The 16,085-nt window shown below is 53.7% G+C and carries 20 protein-coding genes; 5 read left to right on the top strand and 15 right to left on the bottom strand.

From position 1 onward, the window contains the following. Positions 1 to 13 precede the first annotated feature (13 nt). Complete coding sequence (locus QOY30_RS05605; protein ID WP_283743650.1) at positions 14 to 337, top strand: ArsR/SmtB family transcription factor; 324 nt, start codon at positions 14 to 16, stop codon at positions 335 to 337. Continuing rightward, complete coding sequence (locus QOY30_RS05600; protein ID WP_283743649.1) at positions 334 to 792, top strand: SRPBCC family protein; 459 nt, start codon at positions 334 to 336, stop codon at positions 790 to 792. The genes QOY30_RS05605 and QOY30_RS05600 overlap by 4 nt, the downstream gene beginning before the upstream one ends. Positions 793 to 893: 101 nt before the next feature. Here QOY30_RS05600 and rsgA read toward each other — a convergent pair whose 3' ends face one another. The 8 genes from rsgA to QOY30_RS05560 all read right to left on the bottom strand — a co-directional run bounded on the left by rsgA (position 894) and on the right by QOY30_RS05560 (position 6,323). After that, positions 894 to 1,946, bottom strand: a complete 1,053-nt coding sequence (rsgA, locus tag QOY30_RS05595; RefSeq protein WP_283743648.1) for a ribosome small subunit-dependent GTPase A — start codon at positions 1,944 to 1,946, stop codon at positions 894 to 896. Continuing rightward, positions 1,943 to 2,626 carry a methyltransferase family protein gene (locus QOY30_RS05590; protein ID WP_283743647.1) on the bottom strand — a complete coding sequence of 228 codons (684 nt, stop codon included), beginning with the start codon at positions 2,624 to 2,626 and terminating at the stop codon, positions 1,943 to 1,945. The genes rsgA and QOY30_RS05590 overlap by 4 nt, the downstream gene beginning before the upstream one ends. A 15-nt stretch (positions 2,627 to 2,641) precedes the next feature. Next, positions 2,642 to 3,598: a sensor domain-containing diguanylate cyclase gene (locus tag QOY30_RS05585; RefSeq protein WP_283743646.1), complete on the bottom strand. Its 957-nt coding sequence runs from the start codon at positions 3,596 to 3,598 to the stop codon at positions 2,642 to 2,644. A gap of 172 nt (positions 3,599 to 3,770) precedes the next feature. Further along, a complete protein-coding gene (locus tag QOY30_RS05580) occupies positions 3,771 to 4,157 on the bottom strand; it encodes a hypothetical protein (protein ID WP_283743645.1) in 387 nt (128 codons plus the stop codon). Between the two features lie 264 nt (positions 4,158 to 4,421). Further along, positions 4,422 to 4,868 (bottom strand): SRPBCC family protein, encoded by a 447-nt coding sequence (locus QOY30_RS05575; protein WP_283743644.1) that lies wholly within the window; start codon positions 4,866 to 4,868, stop codon positions 4,422 to 4,424. Between the two features lie 65 nt (positions 4,869 to 4,933). Continuing rightward, on the bottom strand, positions 4,934 to 5,320 hold the full coding sequence (locus QOY30_RS05570; protein ID WP_283743643.1) for a type II toxin-antitoxin system VapC family toxin: 387 nt from the start codon (positions 5,318 to 5,320) through the stop codon (positions 4,934 to 4,936). Beyond that, positions 5,317 to 5,565 carry a type II toxin-antitoxin system Phd/YefM family antitoxin gene (locus QOY30_RS05565; protein WP_283743642.1) on the bottom strand — a complete coding sequence of 83 codons (249 nt, stop codon included), beginning with the start codon at positions 5,563 to 5,565 and terminating at the stop codon, positions 5,317 to 5,319. The genes QOY30_RS05570 and QOY30_RS05565 overlap by 4 nt, the downstream gene beginning before the upstream one ends. Positions 5,566 to 5,834: 269 nt before the next feature. Further along, positions 5,835 to 6,323 (bottom strand): cupin domain-containing protein, encoded by a 489-nt coding sequence (locus QOY30_RS05560; RefSeq protein WP_283743641.1) that lies wholly within the window; start codon positions 6,321 to 6,323, stop codon positions 5,835 to 5,837. Positions 6,324 to 6,573: 250 nt separating this feature from the next. Here QOY30_RS05560 and QOY30_RS05555 point away from each other — a divergent pair, with 250 nt between their 5' ends. Next, positions 6,574 to 6,885, top strand: coding sequence for a hypothetical protein (locus QOY30_RS05555; RefSeq protein ID WP_283743640.1), 312 nt, complete (start codon positions 6,574 to 6,576; stop codon positions 6,883 to 6,885). Positions 6,886 to 7,053: 168 nt separating this feature from the next. On the opposite strand, the gene QOY30_RS05550 is transcribed toward QOY30_RS05555, so the two are convergent. The 6 genes from QOY30_RS05550 to ettA all read right to left on the bottom strand — a co-directional run bounded on the left by QOY30_RS05550 (position 7,054) and on the right by ettA (position 12,742). Then, on the bottom strand, positions 7,054 to 7,806 hold the full coding sequence (locus tag QOY30_RS05550) for a phytochelatin synthase family protein (protein WP_283743639.1): 753 nt from the start codon (positions 7,804 to 7,806) through the stop codon (positions 7,054 to 7,056). Positions 7,807 to 7,851: 45 nt separating this feature from the next. Next, on the bottom strand, positions 7,852 to 8,406 hold the full coding sequence (locus tag QOY30_RS05545) for a hypothetical protein (protein ID WP_283743638.1): 555 nt from the start codon (positions 8,404 to 8,406) through the stop codon (positions 7,852 to 7,854). A gap of 104 nt (positions 8,407 to 8,510) precedes the next feature. After that, positions 8,511 to 9,053: a DUF4411 family protein gene (locus QOY30_RS05540; RefSeq protein ID WP_283743637.1), complete on the bottom strand. Its 543-nt coding sequence runs from the start codon at positions 9,051 to 9,053 to the stop codon at positions 8,511 to 8,513. After that, the gene (locus QOY30_RS05535; RefSeq protein ID WP_283743636.1) at positions 9,050 to 10,204 is read right to left on the bottom strand and encodes an ImmA/IrrE family metallo-endopeptidase; all 1,155 of its coding nucleotides are present in this window, start codon (positions 10,202 to 10,204) and stop codon (positions 9,050 to 9,052) included. Before QOY30_RS05535 ends, QOY30_RS05540 begins: the two co-directional genes overlap by 4 nt. Positions 10,205 to 10,373: 169 nt before the next feature. Continuing rightward, the gene (locus QOY30_RS05530; protein ID WP_283743635.1) at positions 10,374 to 10,925 is read right to left on the bottom strand and encodes a hypothetical protein; all 552 of its coding nucleotides are present in this window, start codon (positions 10,923 to 10,925) and stop codon (positions 10,374 to 10,376) included. Between the two features lie 146 nt (positions 10,926 to 11,071). Then, positions 11,072 to 12,742 carry an energy-dependent translational throttle protein EttA gene (gene ettA, locus QOY30_RS05525; protein WP_283743634.1) on the bottom strand — a complete coding sequence of 557 codons (1,671 nt, stop codon included), beginning with the start codon at positions 12,740 to 12,742 and terminating at the stop codon, positions 11,072 to 11,074. Between the two features lie 204 nt (positions 12,743 to 12,946). On the opposite strand from ettA, the gene QOY30_RS05520 reads away from it, so the two are divergent. Together QOY30_RS05520 and QOY30_RS05515 are read left to right on the top strand one after the other, a co-directional pair. Next, positions 12,947 to 14,626 (top strand): response regulator, encoded by a 1,680-nt coding sequence (locus QOY30_RS05520; protein WP_283743633.1) that lies wholly within the window; start codon positions 12,947 to 12,949, stop codon positions 14,624 to 14,626. Beyond that, positions 14,623 to 15,300: a sensor histidine kinase gene (locus QOY30_RS05515; protein ID WP_283743632.1), complete on the top strand. Its 678-nt coding sequence runs from the start codon at positions 14,623 to 14,625 to the stop codon at positions 15,298 to 15,300. The genes QOY30_RS05520 and QOY30_RS05515 overlap by 4 nt, the downstream gene beginning before the upstream one ends. Before the next feature lie 93 nt (positions 15,301 to 15,393). Here QOY30_RS05515 and QOY30_RS05510 read toward each other — a convergent pair whose 3' ends face one another. After that, positions 15,394 to 16,020 (bottom strand): hypothetical protein, encoded by a 627-nt coding sequence (locus tag QOY30_RS05510; protein WP_283743631.1) that lies wholly within the window; start codon positions 16,018 to 16,020, stop codon positions 15,394 to 15,396. Positions 16,021 to 16,085: the final 65 nt, after the last annotated feature.

Below are 16,085 nucleotides of genomic sequence, written 5' to 3'. Positions count from 1 at the left end.
TTGAATATAACGCATGGACAACCTGAGCAATGTTCTTGACGCAATCTCGCATCCTTCCCGGCGAGCGATTCTCGCCCGACTTGCCGAAGGGCCTGCCCGCGTCACGGAGATTGCCGCCCCCTTCGATATGTCCCTGAACGCAGTCTCCAAGCACTTGAAGGTACTTGAAGGGGCCGGGCTGATCCATCGGGAAAAGCAGGGGCGCGATCACGTCATAGAGATCAATGGCGCACCTCTCAACCTGGTAACAACCTGGCTGCACGATTACGAGCGATTCTGGAGTCAGCATCTGGATCGCCTGGAAGATCACTTCAAGGAAAAAAGGAGAAAGTCATGACACAAAAGATCAAGACAATGGAGCTCACCTTCACCCGGACCATACCCGCGTCTCCGGTCGAAGTATTTGACGCCTGGCTAGACCCAAAGATCGCCTGCAACGTCTGGCACGACGCGGGCACTTTGATTTTCGAACCCAAGGTCGACAGCCTGTTTTACATGAATATGATCCATAAGCAAGATAACAAAACAGTTGAAACACCTCATTACGGCCTGTTCACAATTGTCGATCGTCCCAACAAGATTCAACACACATGGATGTCGCCTTACACCAGGGGACTGGAGTCAATCGTGACGGTCACGCTTCAGAAGAAAGGAAAGGACACCTTGTTTTCGCTAAACCACGCGGGCCTCCCGGATGACGAGTTCGGCAGATTGCACGAACAAGGTTGGAACAGCTATGTGGCAAGTCTTGCAGAAGTATTCCACCCAAGCGTGGATAAGGTTGCAGTGTAGTCACAGGACGCTGCCGTTTTACAGAGCACATTCACAGAGGGGCGGCCCCGGATTTGCTTTTGGTTATCACGCCTTCCGAAAGCCATTTTGAGGCTGCACCCTTACTTGCCTTTATCCTTCAACACTGTCTTCACCATCTTCCCGAATGCCTTGTCCTTCTTCCGTTTGTCCATATAGGACATCTCGTTGAATTCGGACTCTGCCTTGAGTTTCAGGTAACTTTGGTAATGCTCAGCGTTCAGTTCGCCGCTTGCGATGGCATTGCGGATCGCACACCCCGGCTCTTTGGCGTGAGTGCAATCGGCAAAACGGCATGCTGACGCTAGTGCCTTGATGTCTGCGAAGCTGTCGTCCAGCCCATCCCCCGCACTCAGGATGCCCAGCTCGCGCATGCCCGGCATGTCGATCAGCAAGCTGCCGGTTTCGAGCACAACCAGGTGGCGACGCGTCGTGGTGTGCCTGCCCTCGCCTGTAGCACTCACCGCCCCCGTCTCCAGCTCACCTTTCCCAAGCAGCCGATTGATCAGCGTCGTCTTGCCCACGCCCGAAGAGCCGAGCAGGCAATACGTCTTACCCGGCAGCATGAGTCGCTTCACCTGCTCGACGCCCTCGCCCGTCATGTTGCTGAGTGCGAAGATCCGGGCCGTGATGCCTGTCGCGCTGATATTCGCGAGCATGCGTTCCAACTCCCCAGCGTTCACCAAGTCAGTCTTGGTCAACAGAATCACCGGTTCGATATTTCCTTCGTTGACCATCACCAGGTAACGCTCCAGCCTGCGCACATTGAAATCGAAATGGCACGATTGCACGATGAATGCGACATCGATATTCGCCGCGATCATCTGAAAATCGATATTCTTGCCGGGAGATTTGCGCCGCAGGAAAGACCTCCTGGGCACCACATCATGGATGCTCGCATGCGACTCCGCATCGTGGTACTGCACGCACACCCAATCGCCCACACAGGGTATATCCACGGAAGAAGCAGCGGCGTACAGGAACTTGCCCGTCAGCTCGGCAGGCACTTCGCCCTGTTCATTGCGCACGACATAGCGACCGCGATCGACCGCCATTACCCGGGCCAAGTGTCGGCCTGATTCACACGCTGCCTGCGCCGCGAGCCCGCTATCCAAACCCAGTTCGGTCAACTTCACGGCGAGCCTGCCTCTTTGATCTGGGCGTCTTTATTTTGCTCCAACAGCACCTCGGTCTCCTCCGACGTAAGGTATTTCCAGGGCAGCGGTATCAAACCGGGAACGCGCGCCATATAACGGCGGTAAACGTCGCCGTGATAGACCAGCAATTTCTGCTCCTCCAGCCACGATCCGGCAACGAAATAGAGCGTAATGAATACGCTGGATACCAGCGCCGTCACGCTCATGTCGCGCGTCCAGACCAGAACCAGGCCAAAAAAATACCACGGGTGCCGCACGAAGCGGTGAAACGGGGAAAGATGGAAGTGCTCCTGATCCTCGACCTTACGCACGTGACGCTGCAACTGGCGCAGGCCAAGGAATTCCTGCATGTCGTAGCTCTTGAGAGACAGCCAAAAGCCTAAGATTGCGGCCAGTGCCAGTCCGTTTGCCAGCCAGGCGGCGATTCCCTGCCAGCGCCACAACGTCGGCTCGGGATCGTGGTAACTGAGCCACAAGATCGGCAGGATCAGGAGCGACGACAGGATGTTGAACAGTAGCCGGTAATACGGCATCAGGTTTGGCCAGCCTGCGGCAACCCTGCGCTTTACCACCAGCGACGCCAATGCCGAGTGCAGGGCGAAGTAGCCGATCCAGCAAAGTGACAACAACACAAGGTCGCGCCAGGCGGATTCAGTCATGCGAACACGGCCCCTTTAATTGGATTGAGACACCACCCGGTTGCGTCCGCACTCCTTGGCCTGGTAGAGCATGCGGTCTGCCACGGCAAACAGCGAGGCAGGCTCGGAATCGGCCGCAGGGGTAATCGAGGCAACCCCTACGCTGATGGTAAGCACATTGCTGGTGCCGGATTTCTCATGCGGAATGGCCAAGTCCTGCACGAGGCTACGGCATTTTTCGGCAATCTCGATGGCGGATTCAAGATTCGCCTTGGGCAGGAGCAGGACGAATTCCTCTCCGCCATATCGTGCAAACAGGTCGGTCGCCCGCAGCGGTATCTTGTTCAGCGCCTGCGCGACCCTGGACAGGCACTCGTCTCCCATCAGGTGTCCATAGCGGTCGTTATACTGCTTGAAATGATCGATATCCAGCACGATGAGCGAGAGCGGCTGGCGATCGCGCATGGCGTGGAACCATTCTGACTTCAGGGTCTGGTCGAACAGTCGGCGGTTTGCCACACCGGTCAGGCCATCCTGCAGCGTAAGCGCCTCCAGCTTGCGATTGAGCGCGAGCAATTCCTCTTCCATCTTCTTGCGCTCGGAGATGTCGAACATGAAACCTACCAGTTCGGTCGTGACGTCATCCCTGCGGATGACGTGGACAACATCGCGTATCCAGACGAAATTGCCGTCTGCGGTCAGCGCACGGTAGTCCGCCTCGTGGTCGGCACCCCCGATAGATTGGGAGACGCAGAAGTTGGTCGTCCGTTCGCGATCGTCCGGATGGATGCGTTCGATCCAGTCGTTTGCGGTCAACCAGCTTTCCTGGGGCCAGCCGAGCAGCGTTTCGATCTGTGGGCCGATGTAGCTGAACTTCATGGTTTCCCAGTCGATCTTCCAGGGAATCGCCTTGGTGGATTCGAGCAGGGTTTTGTAGGTGCCGTCCGTGTCTGCGACAGCAATGCGTGCTTCATGTTGGGAAATTCCATGCATGTTTTTCTTTCACCCCTTTAGTGATTTTGAAATTTCAGTGTGCAGCTCTATTGATGATCCTGCAAGAACCCGCAGTACGCCCTTTATTATTTTATTGCGAAACTGCTGCGATGCTGACCCTATTAAATTCAGGGATACACAAACAGGCAGCAAAGCACCGGGTGCCAATCGCCTATTCCAGCGCCCCCTGCCAGAGCATGTCGTACCCCAATTCCTTGCTCTCGACACACAGTTTGGCCAAGGCCGCGAATTTTTCCTTGAATGCCTTGTCAGCATGCGACCGCTCATGCTCCTGGAAAGACTTCCAGTAGGTCACGATCGCGATATGCTTTTCCGCCGATCTGGAATCGCTCAATGAGCCTTCATCCGAAACGAAACCCGAGAACTCATAAACCTGGCCGGCGATGAATCCGCCCTTGTCGCCGCCGTAAGTGTCTTTCACCACATTGCACATTTCAGCCAGCGCCAGCTCGACATCATCGAAAGCCACATCGGGTTTGATCGTGGCGGTATTGAAAAGCATCTTTGCCCCGAAAGGGATAGTGACAGGTGAGTACATGATGAACCTCCTATTGAAGTGGATCAGGTTAAAGGTACCTCCCAGGCCAACCGCATGAGTTGCGCTTTCTACCTGTGCAGATATTCCTTCAACCCTTTTGCCTGAGGTGCTTCTGCAACCAAAGGCAACACGAAATCAGACCACGGTTTCGCACTACTGTTCCTGAAACCGCGGGCTGCCCCCGATCATTGCCAAAGAAAAATCGCCCTTGCGGGCGATGAGTAAAACGATTGCGATGCTGAACTGCCCCCGTTAGCTGTGGTATCAATCCGGAATCTCCGGCTCGACGAGGTGCGCGAGTTGCACGAGCGACTCTTGCCAGCCGAGGTAGCACATCTCGAGCGGGATCACGGCGGGGATACCTTCCTGCACGATATTGACCTCTGTCCCACACAACACCGGTGTCAGGGTCACTGTCGTCTTCATTGCTCCGGGCATGTTCGGATCGTCGAACTTGTCCGAATAGCAGACCGTTTTGGAAGGCACGAGCTCAAGATACTCCCCGCCGAACGAGTGGCCGTTGCCGGTCGTGAAGTTCGTGAACGTCATCCTGAAGGTGCCACCGATTTTGGCCTCCATGTGGTGGACCTTGCAGGTGAAGCCATATGGCGGAAGCCACTTTGCCATCGCGTCCGCATCCAGGAACGCCCGATAGATGCGTTCCGGTTTTGCACGGAGTACGCGATGAAGACGGATAGTGCCTGTAGTCATGGTCTATGCTCCTTTCGAATCACCGCTGGGTGCGGTTGGGTGTCTCACACTGAAACGATCCAAGCCTATACCTTCTTCACACCCTCGCCATATTTGGCAACCATCTTGTCAGCTGTCAGCAACGTCAACCCTTCTATGCGTGCTTGTGCCACGAGAATGCGATCGAACGGGTCTTTGTGCAAAGGCGGCAGATCATTCACAGCAACAGCATGTTCACTGGTGACAGATATTTCGCGGTAACCGTTGACCAGCAACATACGCCACAGGCGACGCGGATCGACGCTGAAATCCGAACGCTCAAGCCCGTTCTTGATAGTGATCTCCCACAAACTGGCCGAACTAAATACGAGTTGATTGGAGGGATCAAGCAGCAAGGCACGCGCCTTGGCCGAAAGTCGCTGCGGCTCACTTGCAGCCCACAGCAACAAATGAGTGTCGAGCAAAAGGTTCAAGCTTTGCGCCCTGCAAACAGGCTTTCGATCTCACCGCCGCCCATCTGGTCGAAATCGTCGGGCACGGAAAACTCCCCGACCATGAAGCCAAGGCGACTACTGGTTCCAACTTCCGCCTTGCCGAGCGCGACGACCTTCACCATCGGCTTACCTGCCTTGGCAATGATGAACGACTCGCCCTGTGCAGCTTGATCTACCAGCTTGGAAAGCTGGGTCTTTGCATCATGAATATTGACGGTAAGCATAGCAGCCCCCAGTTGAACTAATGGTGGTTAGTTTACATCAAGCAGGCAAAATCGCAAAGGCCGTGCCTCCCATTATAGGAACGCACCGAACAAGTCCCCTCTCCCACCGGGAGAGGGTTAGGGTGAGGGATAACTCGTCAAATTCTCACCCTCACCCCGGCCCTGAATGAACAACTAGCCATTCGACTAAGCCCGCAAGCGGGCAAGTCGCTGGTTATCTCCCAAAGGGCGATGGAGAAAAACAGACTAAATCAGCGCCTGCTGAGGATTCACAAGCAACCCGCAAACCCCTCGCCCTGTTGCGTGATGATACGCCGCATCTCCACATCATCCTTCGCCATGCGGAAATCGCTGAAATCGAAACCCGGCCCGACATAGCAACCCAGCAAGGCATATTCCCCCAGCGGACGCGCTGCCTGCCACACGCCTGCCGGGACGACGTGGATGGGCGCTGCACCGCTAGCGGAGAAACGGCCAAGCGCTATCGTGCTGGCTTGGGAGTTGGTCGCATCGAAGCACAACAGCTCCAGTGCGTCGCCTTCCAGATGGCTCCATATTTCATCGGACAGCACCTGATGCCAACCGCTATGCTGCCCCGCCACCAACAGAAAATAGATCGCCGTCAGCGCGCTGCGCTCGGCGCGGTGATCACGAGGCTGCACCCGGCTCTCGGAGCGGAATATCTCCCGATAGTAGCCCCCCTCGGGATGCGGAAGTAGATTAAGGTAGACGATCAGGGACTGGGCTCTGGGATTCATGAATGGCTCCGGCAGGTGAGGTTTCCATTTGCTGAGATGAATAACCAAGGAAAACGGTTTGAAAGAAATTTTCGAACACGCCCCCTTTAAATCCGGAAAGCAATAGGTTATGTTGAGTGCCGTAAAGGAGATTTAGTAGTGAAACGGTGTACCCGATACGCGCCACCGGGTCATCGCCCGAGTCCTCGGCGCCAACTTAACTTAGGGGAGTTTTATGATATCACCGTCAGCGGATAACATTAACAAGCTAATGAAGATCGCCCTGGAAGACCCAATTGGGAAAAGGATGTTAAAGAAGGACTGGCGCGCATTTGTTGTTTCTCACTTCGCTCTTAGTGCGAGTCAGAAGAAGAGTTTAACAACTCAATCTGGCCTACCTCCTGATCGCGTGGATGCAATTCAAAAAGCCATAAATGCTGTTGTGAAAGATGGCGGAGCCATACGCGTGTCGGAATCCGTGAAGGCTCCCGGTGTTATGTTACTTGCTATCAAATCTGCAAAAGATTACATGTTCAAGTGCTCCATTGAGACTAAGACCTTTAAATGCTCAGTTGAGTTTTAAGGTCGTATAGAGCAACCCATGACACGTGCGCGGATTTTTTAAGTGTCCGCGCGCGTGATTGATTTTGATTACTGTCAGAAGAAAGAGGACGCTATATGCGTCCTCGCATTCATTCTCCAGTTTAAAGGTGCTAGGCTCAAATTGTTTTTCTGGCAACCTCTCATTCATCTATTCTTTGAAAATTGAATTCGAAGCTGAGCCCTTTGATTTCGTGCAACACGCCTTATGCGACACGAACACCAGCCCCCGCGCCTTGTTGCTGGTGGTATCCAGCGTGTCTATCGCCTTGCGCAGCGTATGGATCGTGACCCACTCCGGAGCGTACATATACTTCGACACATCGAGAATCAACGCACGATCCGATTGCGCATCATAGGCCGCCAACACCGACCAATGTCCCCCGCCTTCCTGCCCCAACGACTCGCGCAAAAAGTTCACCAGCACAAACTGCCCGTCATCGCCCATCGCCTTCTGCACCAGCATACGCAGTGCAGACTCATCCACACTATCGCCCGCAACAGTCGTCGCCTTCACGCCATGCCGCATCAGCGTCTTCACCATCTCATCGCGGGTCATGCCCTGATTGCGCACCGTCTGCGGACTGATGACCTTCACCACCTCCGGCGTAAAGAAATTGCTTTGCGTGAAATAGGCATGTGGCGCATAGACGGGATCGACCGGCTTCTTGATCGGCATCGCATTCAACACCGTCACCGCGCTTGCCACACCGCAATAGGTCTGGTTCACCTGCTCCGTGAACCAGGGAATGAGCTGCCAGTAATCTTCATCGGGCGCTATCCTGGCACGCAACGCCTTGCCCGCATCCGAGTTCCAGTAGATAACCTCGGGCTCTGCCGCAGCCACAGTGAGCGGGGCCGCAGCAAGCAGTATGAGAAAGAGGAAGGGGATTGAAATTTTCATTCTGGTTCTTTAAAAAATTATTGCGATGTTGACCTCTTTGATTCTTTAGTCTTTCCCAACCCAGTCCGGCAAGTCTTTCTTGTAGAAGGCGGCCCATTGCTGTGCATAATCATCACGCTCACGAAGGGCAGTCTGTACGCGCACCACTGCTTCTTCGGGCCTAAGAACTCGGATGCCAAGTTGAGCCAGCTTGGCTCGATTTCCCAAAATCCCGCCTGGCTGAGTTTTGGAACCGCCGTCATTGGTGATCAGTGGACGCCCGTACTTTCCGGAATTGAAAACGATGTCGATATCATTTAGCTCGTTCTGGGTCGTAACACCATTAGGACAGAGGATTTGTTCTATCCGCTGCACTTGTTGCCGTTCTTGCTGGGTGGTTATCGCCGATATTGTGACAATGAACTGGTAGGCTTTCCGAGTGCGGTCAGAATCCCGCCCTGCGGCCATTTCATGCTGTGCAGTCTCAGCAGCAATGAGTTCGATTATCTCGTTGGCCGCCCACGTCTCCAGAAGATTCATTTCCACAATCTTCTGCTTCGCATTAACGCAGTTCGTATCCACCAAGAAACCAACAGACACAAGACGTCGCTCTGGCATCATAAATCACCCCGCGCAAACTATATTGGTCAGCCATTCGCTTTGCGTTCTTCAGCCGCATACCAACTATTGCGATGCTGAGCTAATAGTCCATATATTGTTAGTGACTATTTTGATTTGAATTTGAAATTAGGGCCTGAGTGAAGCATTAACACCTCATGCAGTTTTACCACCTTAACCCCTAGAGCATTTGCCGCATCTGGCAACATGACCCTAGCTTGGCTTTCCGGTGCCGATCTTTCATTAGAAACAATTTCAAAACCATGTGCGCTTGCATATGCCACAAGCCATGAATCAGCCGTCTTCTCTTTCGCAAACACTTCCAATGCTTTGGTTACTTTGCTGGGCTTCTTCCCATGTGACCAATTAGTGTTAGCCCACTGCTGAATTTCAACGTACTTATCTATACATTGAGAATCATTTTTTGACGGAAGAATAAAATTGCTATGGTCTTCCACAAAATCGCGTAAATAGTCGCCTTCATTTCCAAGCATTAACTCGTCAGCAACTCTGTCAATTGTAAAAAATACCTGTTTGTTATTTCCTGTAACTAGCCACTCCCAAAATGCAGGACAAAAGTCAGGTGCGTAGTGGGTCTTTTTTGCGACAATCAGCGAGTCAGAATCAAATAAATATTTCTTCTGACTCATAGTAGGCTCACAACTTTAGCTGCACTTGTATTCAACAGAATGGATGCCTCGCTTGGCCCCATTCTTCCGCTCGAAATTAGTTCAACTATAGTTCTCGTGAGTCTACGACTATTTTTTATAGGCACGGTAACAGACAATGGAAGACGTAGCTCTTTTTCATCTTCTTTGTCTCTACGTTTCTTTTCCCGAATTCTTTCTAATACCTCTGCGTATATTTCATCATAATTCTCACGCGAGATTCGGCGGTTTGTAAGTGCGACCCTAGCAATTACTAGCTCACTAACTTTGTACTGCCTATTTAATGCAGCAATTTTGCTTCTATGTGCGCCATCAGCGGAATCCCAATCCCTAATGAAATCATCTCGTGGAACAAGAACCTCAGCAGCAATAGCGTTACACCTAATTTCATTTTCATTCACGGAGCCGGCTGCCACATCAGAGATACCAGATTCACCAAGCCAGATATGAGCCAACTCATGAACCAATGTGAAGACGTTAGCGTACTTCGCATCGCTACCATTTATAAAAATCGCTGGCGCGTAATCATCAGAAATAACAAACCCTCGAAACTCTTCTGTATCTAATTTCCGTTTTGTGGAGTTAACAACTACGCTATTCTTAAATACAAGAATCCCAGCGTCCTCGCAAAGATTAGAAAGCATCAACAAATAGTCTTCTGGATTGACTTTGCTTCTTGCAATATTGGTAATGCCTAATGTGGCTCTTATGTCTTTGGCAATTTCGTGATTCTGCGCGGCTTTAGTTCCGCGATACCTACCTACAAAGCGCAATTTTGCTGCGTCTATGCTCAACAAATAATCACGATACCAAGATTGCTTGTGCTCAATATCCTTGTAGATATCAATGAAATCATCACTTAAGGGCTGGTTATATCTTGCAGTCCTGAAATCAACCAGCTTGTGATCCGGGGTATATCGCTCGGGAGGGGTTTCTAAAAATAGGAATCCAAACGGTATCTTGGCGTGGTCAGCAAACTTCCTAATTTGAGCAATTGTTAACTGACCATTTGCGATGTGCGTAACCGTATCGTCCTTCGCATAAAGCGTATGGGCGAACTCCGGCAAGCTGCTCCCTGCCTTGTTCGCAGCCCATTCCAAAGTTTTTAAACTTAATTGCATAGTGCGTTGCATAGGATTACCTGATTCAACACATAGTCCATTGGCATCTAATGCCAATTATCCACTTATTATCAATCAAACTGTTAAGCCAAAATAAAAAGGTACCGGAGTCGATTGCAGTTCGATCATGCTGGGTTCGCACAAACAATTCAACTCAGTTACATTTTGTTCTTTCTCTGACTTAAGCATTATTCGCAACTCTTTGACGAGCTTCGTATGCCTTCTTTCGATAGTCCTTATAAGCAGGAATGGATACACCTAATGTTATAAAAATGAGAAAGCCGAAACCTACCCCAGCTCCCATCCAAAAGGATTTGTTATCTAAAGTCCAAACGTTTGGAAGAGAAAATGCCGCTATAGACCTGTCTGATTTGATGGAGATGTCGTTGGCAGATACGGCACCTGATTTTGAGGTAAGAGAAACCAAAACACGCTCCCCTCGCCTTATTCTTTCTAGTCCGCCAACAATAGATTGACCATCACCCTTCAAGTCGAATTTTGCTACAAGCTCAATTTGCTTCGACTCCAGTATTTTCTTTGGCAAGAAAAGTTTTACATTGGTCGCAGGATCAAAACCATCATTCCGAATCTCAAGATTTTGAAAAGCAATTGCGCCAAATGTAGCTGGCTCTGTAAGTGTGTATATTAGTTTTTCTTCTTTCCAATCTTGTGCGAAGACCGCAATCACTATGCCAGCAATGACGCTGCTTAATATTGTAAATATGGTCTTCACTTAGCTTCTCCAAAATTCTGAAAATGCGATCTACCGACTAATAGGCTTATACCGAATCCGCTTAGGCTTCGCGCCTAGCCATTCGACTAAGCGAGCAAACAACGCTCGCTAAGTCGCTGGTTATCACCCAACCGTTCCTCTTGTTTCTATCGGCTGATAGGTTTGTAACGTATGCGTTTAGGTTTGGCTCCTTCCTCGCCTAACCGTTTACGTTTATCAGCCTCATATTCCTGATAGTTGCCATCAAAGAACGTCCACTTGGAATCGCCTTCGCAGGCGAGGATGTGGGTGGCGATGCGGTCGAGGAACCAGCGGTCGTGGGAGATGACGGCGACGCAGCCGGCGAATTCGAGCAGGGCATCTTCGAGCGCGCGCAGGGTTTCCACGTCGAGGTCGTTGGAGGGTTCGTCGAGCAGCAGCACGTTGCCGCCGGAGATCAGGGTCTGCGCCAGGTGCAGGCGGCCGCGTTCACCGCCGGAGAGTTGGCCGACGATCTTGCCCTGGTCCGCGCCCTTGAAGTTGAAGCGGCCGATGTAGGCGCGCGCCGGGGTTTCGTATTTGCCCACGGTGAGAATCTCGTTGCCGCCGGAGATGGCGTCGAACACGGTTTTGTCGTTTTCCAGCCCTTCGCGCGATTGGTCGACGAAGGCGATCTTCACGGTCTGGCCGATCTTCACTTCGCCGCTGTCCGGTTTTTCCTTACCAGTGATCATGCGGAACAGGGTGGATTTACCCGCACCGTTGGGGCCGATGATGCCTACGATGGCGCCGGGCGGGATCTTGAAGCTGAGGTTGTCGATCAGCAGGCGGTCGCCATAGGCTTTGCTCACGCCGTCGAATTCGATGACTTCGTTACCCAGACGTTCGCCGACGGGAATGAAGATTTCCTGCGTTTCGTTGCGTGCCTGGTGTTCCTGCGAATTGAGCTCTTCAAAGCGGGCGATACGCGCCTTGGATTTGGCCTGGCGCGCTTTGGGGTTCTGGCGCACCCATTCCAGTTCCTGCTTCATCGCTTTTGAATGCGCGTCGAGTTGCTTCTGCTCCTGCGCCAGTCGCTCGCCCTTTTGTTCCAGCCAGCTTGAGTAGTTGCCCTTCCAGGGGATGCCGTGCCCGCGGTCGAGTTCGAGGATCCATTCGGCGGCGTTGTCGAGGAAGTAGCGATCGTGGGTGACGGCGACCACGGTGCCGGGGAAGCGCACCAGGAATTGTTCCAGCCATTCCACCGATTCTGCATCCAGGTGGTTGGTGGGCTCGTCCAGCAGCAGCATGTCGGGCTTTTCCAGCAGCAGCTTGCACAGCGCCACGCGGCGCTTCTCGCCGCCGGAAAGGTTTTTGACCACGGCATCCCATTCCGGCAGGCGCAGCGCATCGGCGGCGATCTCCATCTGGTGCGAGGCATCGCTACCGCTTGCGGCGATGATGTTTTCCAGGCGGGCCTGCTCGGCGGCGAGCGCGTCGAAGTCGGCATCCGGCTCGGCATAGGCGGCATACACCGCATCCAGCTTGGCTTGTGCTTCCATTACTTCGCCCAGGGCAGATTCGACTTCCTGGCGCACGGTCTTGGCCGGGTCGAGCACGGGCTCCTGCGGCAGGTAGCCAATCTTCATATTGGGCAGCCATTGCACTTCGCCGTCGTATTCCTTGTCCTGCTGCGCCATGATGCGCAGCACGGTGGATTTACCCGAGCCGTTCAGACCCAGCAGGCCGATCTTGGCGCCGGGGAAGAAGCTGAGGGAGATATCCTTGATGATCTGACGCTTGGGGGGAACGATCTTGCTCACGCGGAGCATGGACATTACATATTGGCCTTGTACCATTTTTATTGCGCTTTCTTGGGTGGGGACTGGAAGGGGCGTAGCTTACCGTAAAGCGGGGTAAAGCAGAATGACAGATGCGGCCGAGGAAAGGCGATTTGTCCGGACGGATTTTCGCTATCATGCGAAAAAAGCCATGGTACGAAAGACTGGGCACCCGGCACGGGATACCACTGATCACAATACGAACGACCAACGGGGAGAGAGATGGAGGAGCAAGGCAGCGCCAACTCGATGGCGAACATGATCGCCGGCAAGCAGGATGCCTTCGAAAGTGAATATATCCGCTTCGACGCCCTGTCTGCGTTGGTCATCGACGACATCGGCGCAATGCGCCATGCCCTGCGCTCACAGTTGCAATGGATGGGGATGAACTCGATCAAATGCGTGGCCGACGCCGAAGAGGCATTGGCGGCGATCGAGATCACCCGCTACGACCTGATCCTGTGCGACTACAACCTCAACAAGGCCACCTCCGGCCAGCATTTTCTGGAATATCTGCGCCATGAGCACCTGCTCGGCGCAAAGACAATCTTCGTGATGGTGACGGCGGAAGCCGAGTATGCCTTTGTCGCCAATGCCGCGGAGTTCGCGCCGGACGACTACATCCTGAAGCCCTGCCCCGAAAAAAAGCTGCGCACCCGGCTGGAACGCCTGTTCGACCGCCGCAACTTTCTGTTGCCCGCGCTGACGGCGATGGACGACAAGAACTATCTGCAGGTGGTCAGCGAATGCGACCGGTTGATGACACTGGTGTCGAACGAGCGCTGGCTGTTGGCCGCGCTCAAGCTGAAGGCAGAAGCGCTGCTCGCCCTGAACGACACGACAGACCTGCTCAAGACCTATGAACAGGCCTTGTCGCTGCGCGACAACGTGCCGTGGGTAAAGATCGGCATCGCACGCGCACGCATGCTGCTGAACGAACCGGAAGCCGCCGAAGAAATGGCTAGGCAGATCGTCGCCGACAACCCGAGCTACGTTGCGGCTTATGAGTTGCTGGCCGAGATCAGGCGCATGCAGAAGGATGAGGAAGGCGCCTACCTGCTGATGGAGCAATCCGCAAAGATACTGCCCACCGCGAAACGCTTCCGCTCCAATGCCGAATCGGCTTTCCTGCTGGGCAAGCTGGACGAGGCGAAGCAATATTCCGAATCCGCGATCAAGCTGTCAAACGGTTCCATCACCGAGCGCCCCGATGACTACCTGTCGCTGGCGCAGATTCAGACCGACCTGGGCGATTACAAGGGCGCCATCCACACGCTGGAAAAGAGCGCGCGCAGGTTCGAGGAGAAAGGCGCGTTCGGCATCTCCAAGAACGCCATCCTGGCGCAGGCTTATTTCGATGCGGGAGACAAGGCGGCAGCAAAGCGTTTGCTGGAGCGCTCGCAGCGGCTGTTGACGCCCGAGAGCGACAGTTCCGCCATGAACCTGATCGGCAAGGCCGCCTTCAAGATGGGGGACTCCGTCCTCGGGCTGAAGATGCTGACGCAGGCGGTGCAGTCGAGCGGCCTGGAACGTGAGCGCATCGCGCGCCATGTCACCAAGTCGATGATCGACACCGGGCAGCACGACAAGATCGAAGAGGTTATCGATGCCGGGCAAAGGCGTGTGCTGGCGCTGGTGGATGAGGCGCGAAAATCGATGCATGTGGCGCAATTCGACGCCGCCTACCGCAAGGTGCTCGATGCGCTGGCCATCCAGAGCGACAACCTCGAAGCGTTGTTCGCGGCGGCGCAACTCCATCTGCTGTGGCTGAAACAGGAAGGCATCGACGCGGACGTGCAGGAACGCGCCAAGAGCTATCTGGCGGTACTGGACAAGCTGGTGCCGCACAACGAGAAAGTGATGGGCTTTTACCGTTTCTATGACCAGTTGACGGGGGCATGATGCAGGAAAATCTATCTGCGCTGGTGATACACGATATCAAGAATTCCCTGGCCCTGCTGGAGGCCGACCTGGAGCAACTCAACCATCGTGCCGATGCGCCCGAAGAAGCGCGCAAGGCCTACCAGCGCTGCATCGAACTGAAGAATCGCCTGATCAGTTTCCTTACGCTTTACAAACACGAGCATGCCGGATTGAAACCCAACATCGGCGAAGTCGATCTGGCTGAATTCCTGGAAGACATGATCGCCGGCAGCCAATCAGTGATGATGGGCAGCAGACATGGCCATGCCATAGCGATTAGTGTCGATGATGCCAGGATAAGGATCGCGCCCGGGGTCAGGCACAAGGGAGTCGCCTCGTTCGACGAATACCTGGTCGACCTGGCACTTGAGTCGGCGCTGAACAATGCCGTGCGTTATGCCGCAAACAAAGTGGGCATCTGGTTCGAACAGGATGCAGAACGGCTGACTTTCTTCGTGCTCGACGATGGCCCGGGGCTGAATGCCACCGAAAGCACCCAATCCGGGGTTGCTTCCGGAAAGTCCGCTTCGACCGGCCTGGGGCTTTCCTTGTGCAATGCAGTCATCGAAGCACACGGCGGCGGGAGCGCCATTCTCGCCAATGCTCCGGGCGGCGGTGCGTTGTTCACGATGACATTCGACATCGCCGGATAAACGCATCCGCTCGCACGGAACATCCGGGGAAACGCAGATCAAATTCCCTCGCCCTCCGGGAGAGGGTTAGGGTGAGGGATAATCAGCCTTGCATCAGAGGCGTATGTACATCGAGACGCCCAGCCCCAGCGACAACAGGCTCAGCGTAACGCCCGATACAGTGGGATGTGCCAGCACCCATTTATCGATTTCGAGATAGCTCTCGTGCAGGGGGCGGGTCTGCTTGCGCAGGCTGTACCACTTGTCGGTATAGCTCTCTATGTTCGACAGCACATGCGGGAAGAATAACAGCAGCACGCCAACGATGACGCAGAGCACATTCCCGATCAGCAGAAATGAATGGGTGTAGCCCGCCAATATCTCGGCAGTTTCTCCGGAGAACGATCCCGAATACATGGGCTGAAACACGATGGCGTCTATCTCTTTGAGCAGCATGATGGAAGTGATGGCACCGAGTACGATGCCAACACCAAGTATGCGCGGATGTTTGAGCAGGACCGGTTCAACGAAGTGCGGCTCGGTCAAGGGCATGGTCAGCGGCTTGATCATGCGGCGGGTGGAATAGCTCTTGTTCATGAAGTTGAAGAAACGCAGCATCGCGGCATTCCGCGTCGCCAAGCCTACGCCAACGATAAAAGAAAAGATGCTGGCGAGTATGAAGAATACAAAGATACCTGAGACAAAGACGGGATATGAAACTTGGCCGATGAGATGGTTCATGATTTGCCCCCTGAGCAGATAGTGCAACTTGTTACAGATACAGGATAACCCAACTTTGCTTCTGT

It is taken from the genome of Sideroxydans sp. CL21, assembly GCF_902459525.1.
In the GTDB taxonomy this organism is placed as follows: Bacteria; Pseudomonadota; Gammaproteobacteria; order Burkholderiales; family Gallionellaceae; genus Sideroxyarcus.
Note: the sequence above shows the minus strand (reverse complement) of the source record. Positions and strands in the feature narration are given on the sequence as shown.

Coding starts and splice junctions, on each gene's coding strand:
- QOY30_RS05605 (WP_283743650.1), top strand. CDS start 14: ATGGACAACCTGAGCAATGTTCTTGACGCAATCTCGCATCCTTCCCGG.
- QOY30_RS05600 (WP_283743649.1), top strand. CDS start 334: ATGACACAAAAGATCAAGACAATGGAGCTCACCTTCACCCGGACCATA.
- QOY30_RS05590 (WP_283743647.1), bottom strand. CDS start 2,626: ATGACTGAATCCGCCTGGCGCGACCTTGTGTTGTTGTCACTTTGCTGG.
- QOY30_RS05585 (WP_283743646.1), bottom strand. CDS start 3,598: ATGCATGGAATTTCCCAACATGAAGCACGCATTGCTGTCGCAGACACG.
- QOY30_RS05580 (WP_283743645.1), bottom strand. CDS start 4,157: ATGTACTCACCTGTCACTATCCCTTTCGGGGCAAAGATGCTTTTCAAT.
- QOY30_RS05575 (WP_283743644.1), bottom strand. CDS start 4,868: ATGACTACAGGCACTATCCGTCTTCATCGCGTACTCCGTGCAAAACCG.
- QOY30_RS05565 (WP_283743642.1), bottom strand. CDS start 5,565: ATGCTTACCGTCAATATTCATGATGCAAAGACCCAGCTTTCCAAGCTG.
- QOY30_RS05560 (WP_283743641.1), bottom strand. CDS start 6,323: ATGAATCCCAGAGCCCAGTCCCTGATCGTCTACCTTAATCTACTTCCG.
- QOY30_RS05555 (WP_283743640.1), top strand. CDS start 6,574: ATGAAGATCGCCCTGGAAGACCCAATTGGGAAAAGGATGTTAAAGAAG.
- QOY30_RS05550 (WP_283743639.1), bottom strand. CDS start 7,806: ATGAAAATTTCAATCCCCTTCCTCTTTCTCATACTGCTTGCTGCGGCC.
- QOY30_RS05545 (WP_283743638.1), bottom strand. CDS start 8,406: ATGATGCCAGAGCGACGTCTTGTGTCTGTTGGTTTCTTGGTGGATACG.
- QOY30_RS05540 (WP_283743637.1), bottom strand. CDS start 9,053: ATGAGTCAGAAGAAATATTTATTTGATTCTGACTCGCTGATTGTCGCA.
- QOY30_RS05535 (WP_283743636.1), bottom strand. CDS start 10,204: ATGCAACGCACTATGCAATTAAGTTTAAAAACTTTGGAATGGGCTGCG.
- ettA (WP_283743634.1), bottom strand. CDS start 12,742: ATGGTACAAGGCCAATATGTAATGTCCATGCTCCGCGTGAGCAAGATC.
- QOY30_RS05520 (WP_283743633.1), top strand. CDS start 12,947: ATGGAGGAGCAAGGCAGCGCCAACTCGATGGCGAACATGATCGCCGGC.
- QOY30_RS05515 (WP_283743632.1), top strand. CDS start 14,623: ATGATGCAGGAAAATCTATCTGCGCTGGTGATACACGATATCAAGAAT.
- QOY30_RS05510 (WP_283743631.1), bottom strand. CDS start 16,020: ATGAACCATCTCATCGGCCAAGTTTCATATCCCGTCTTTGTCTCAGGT.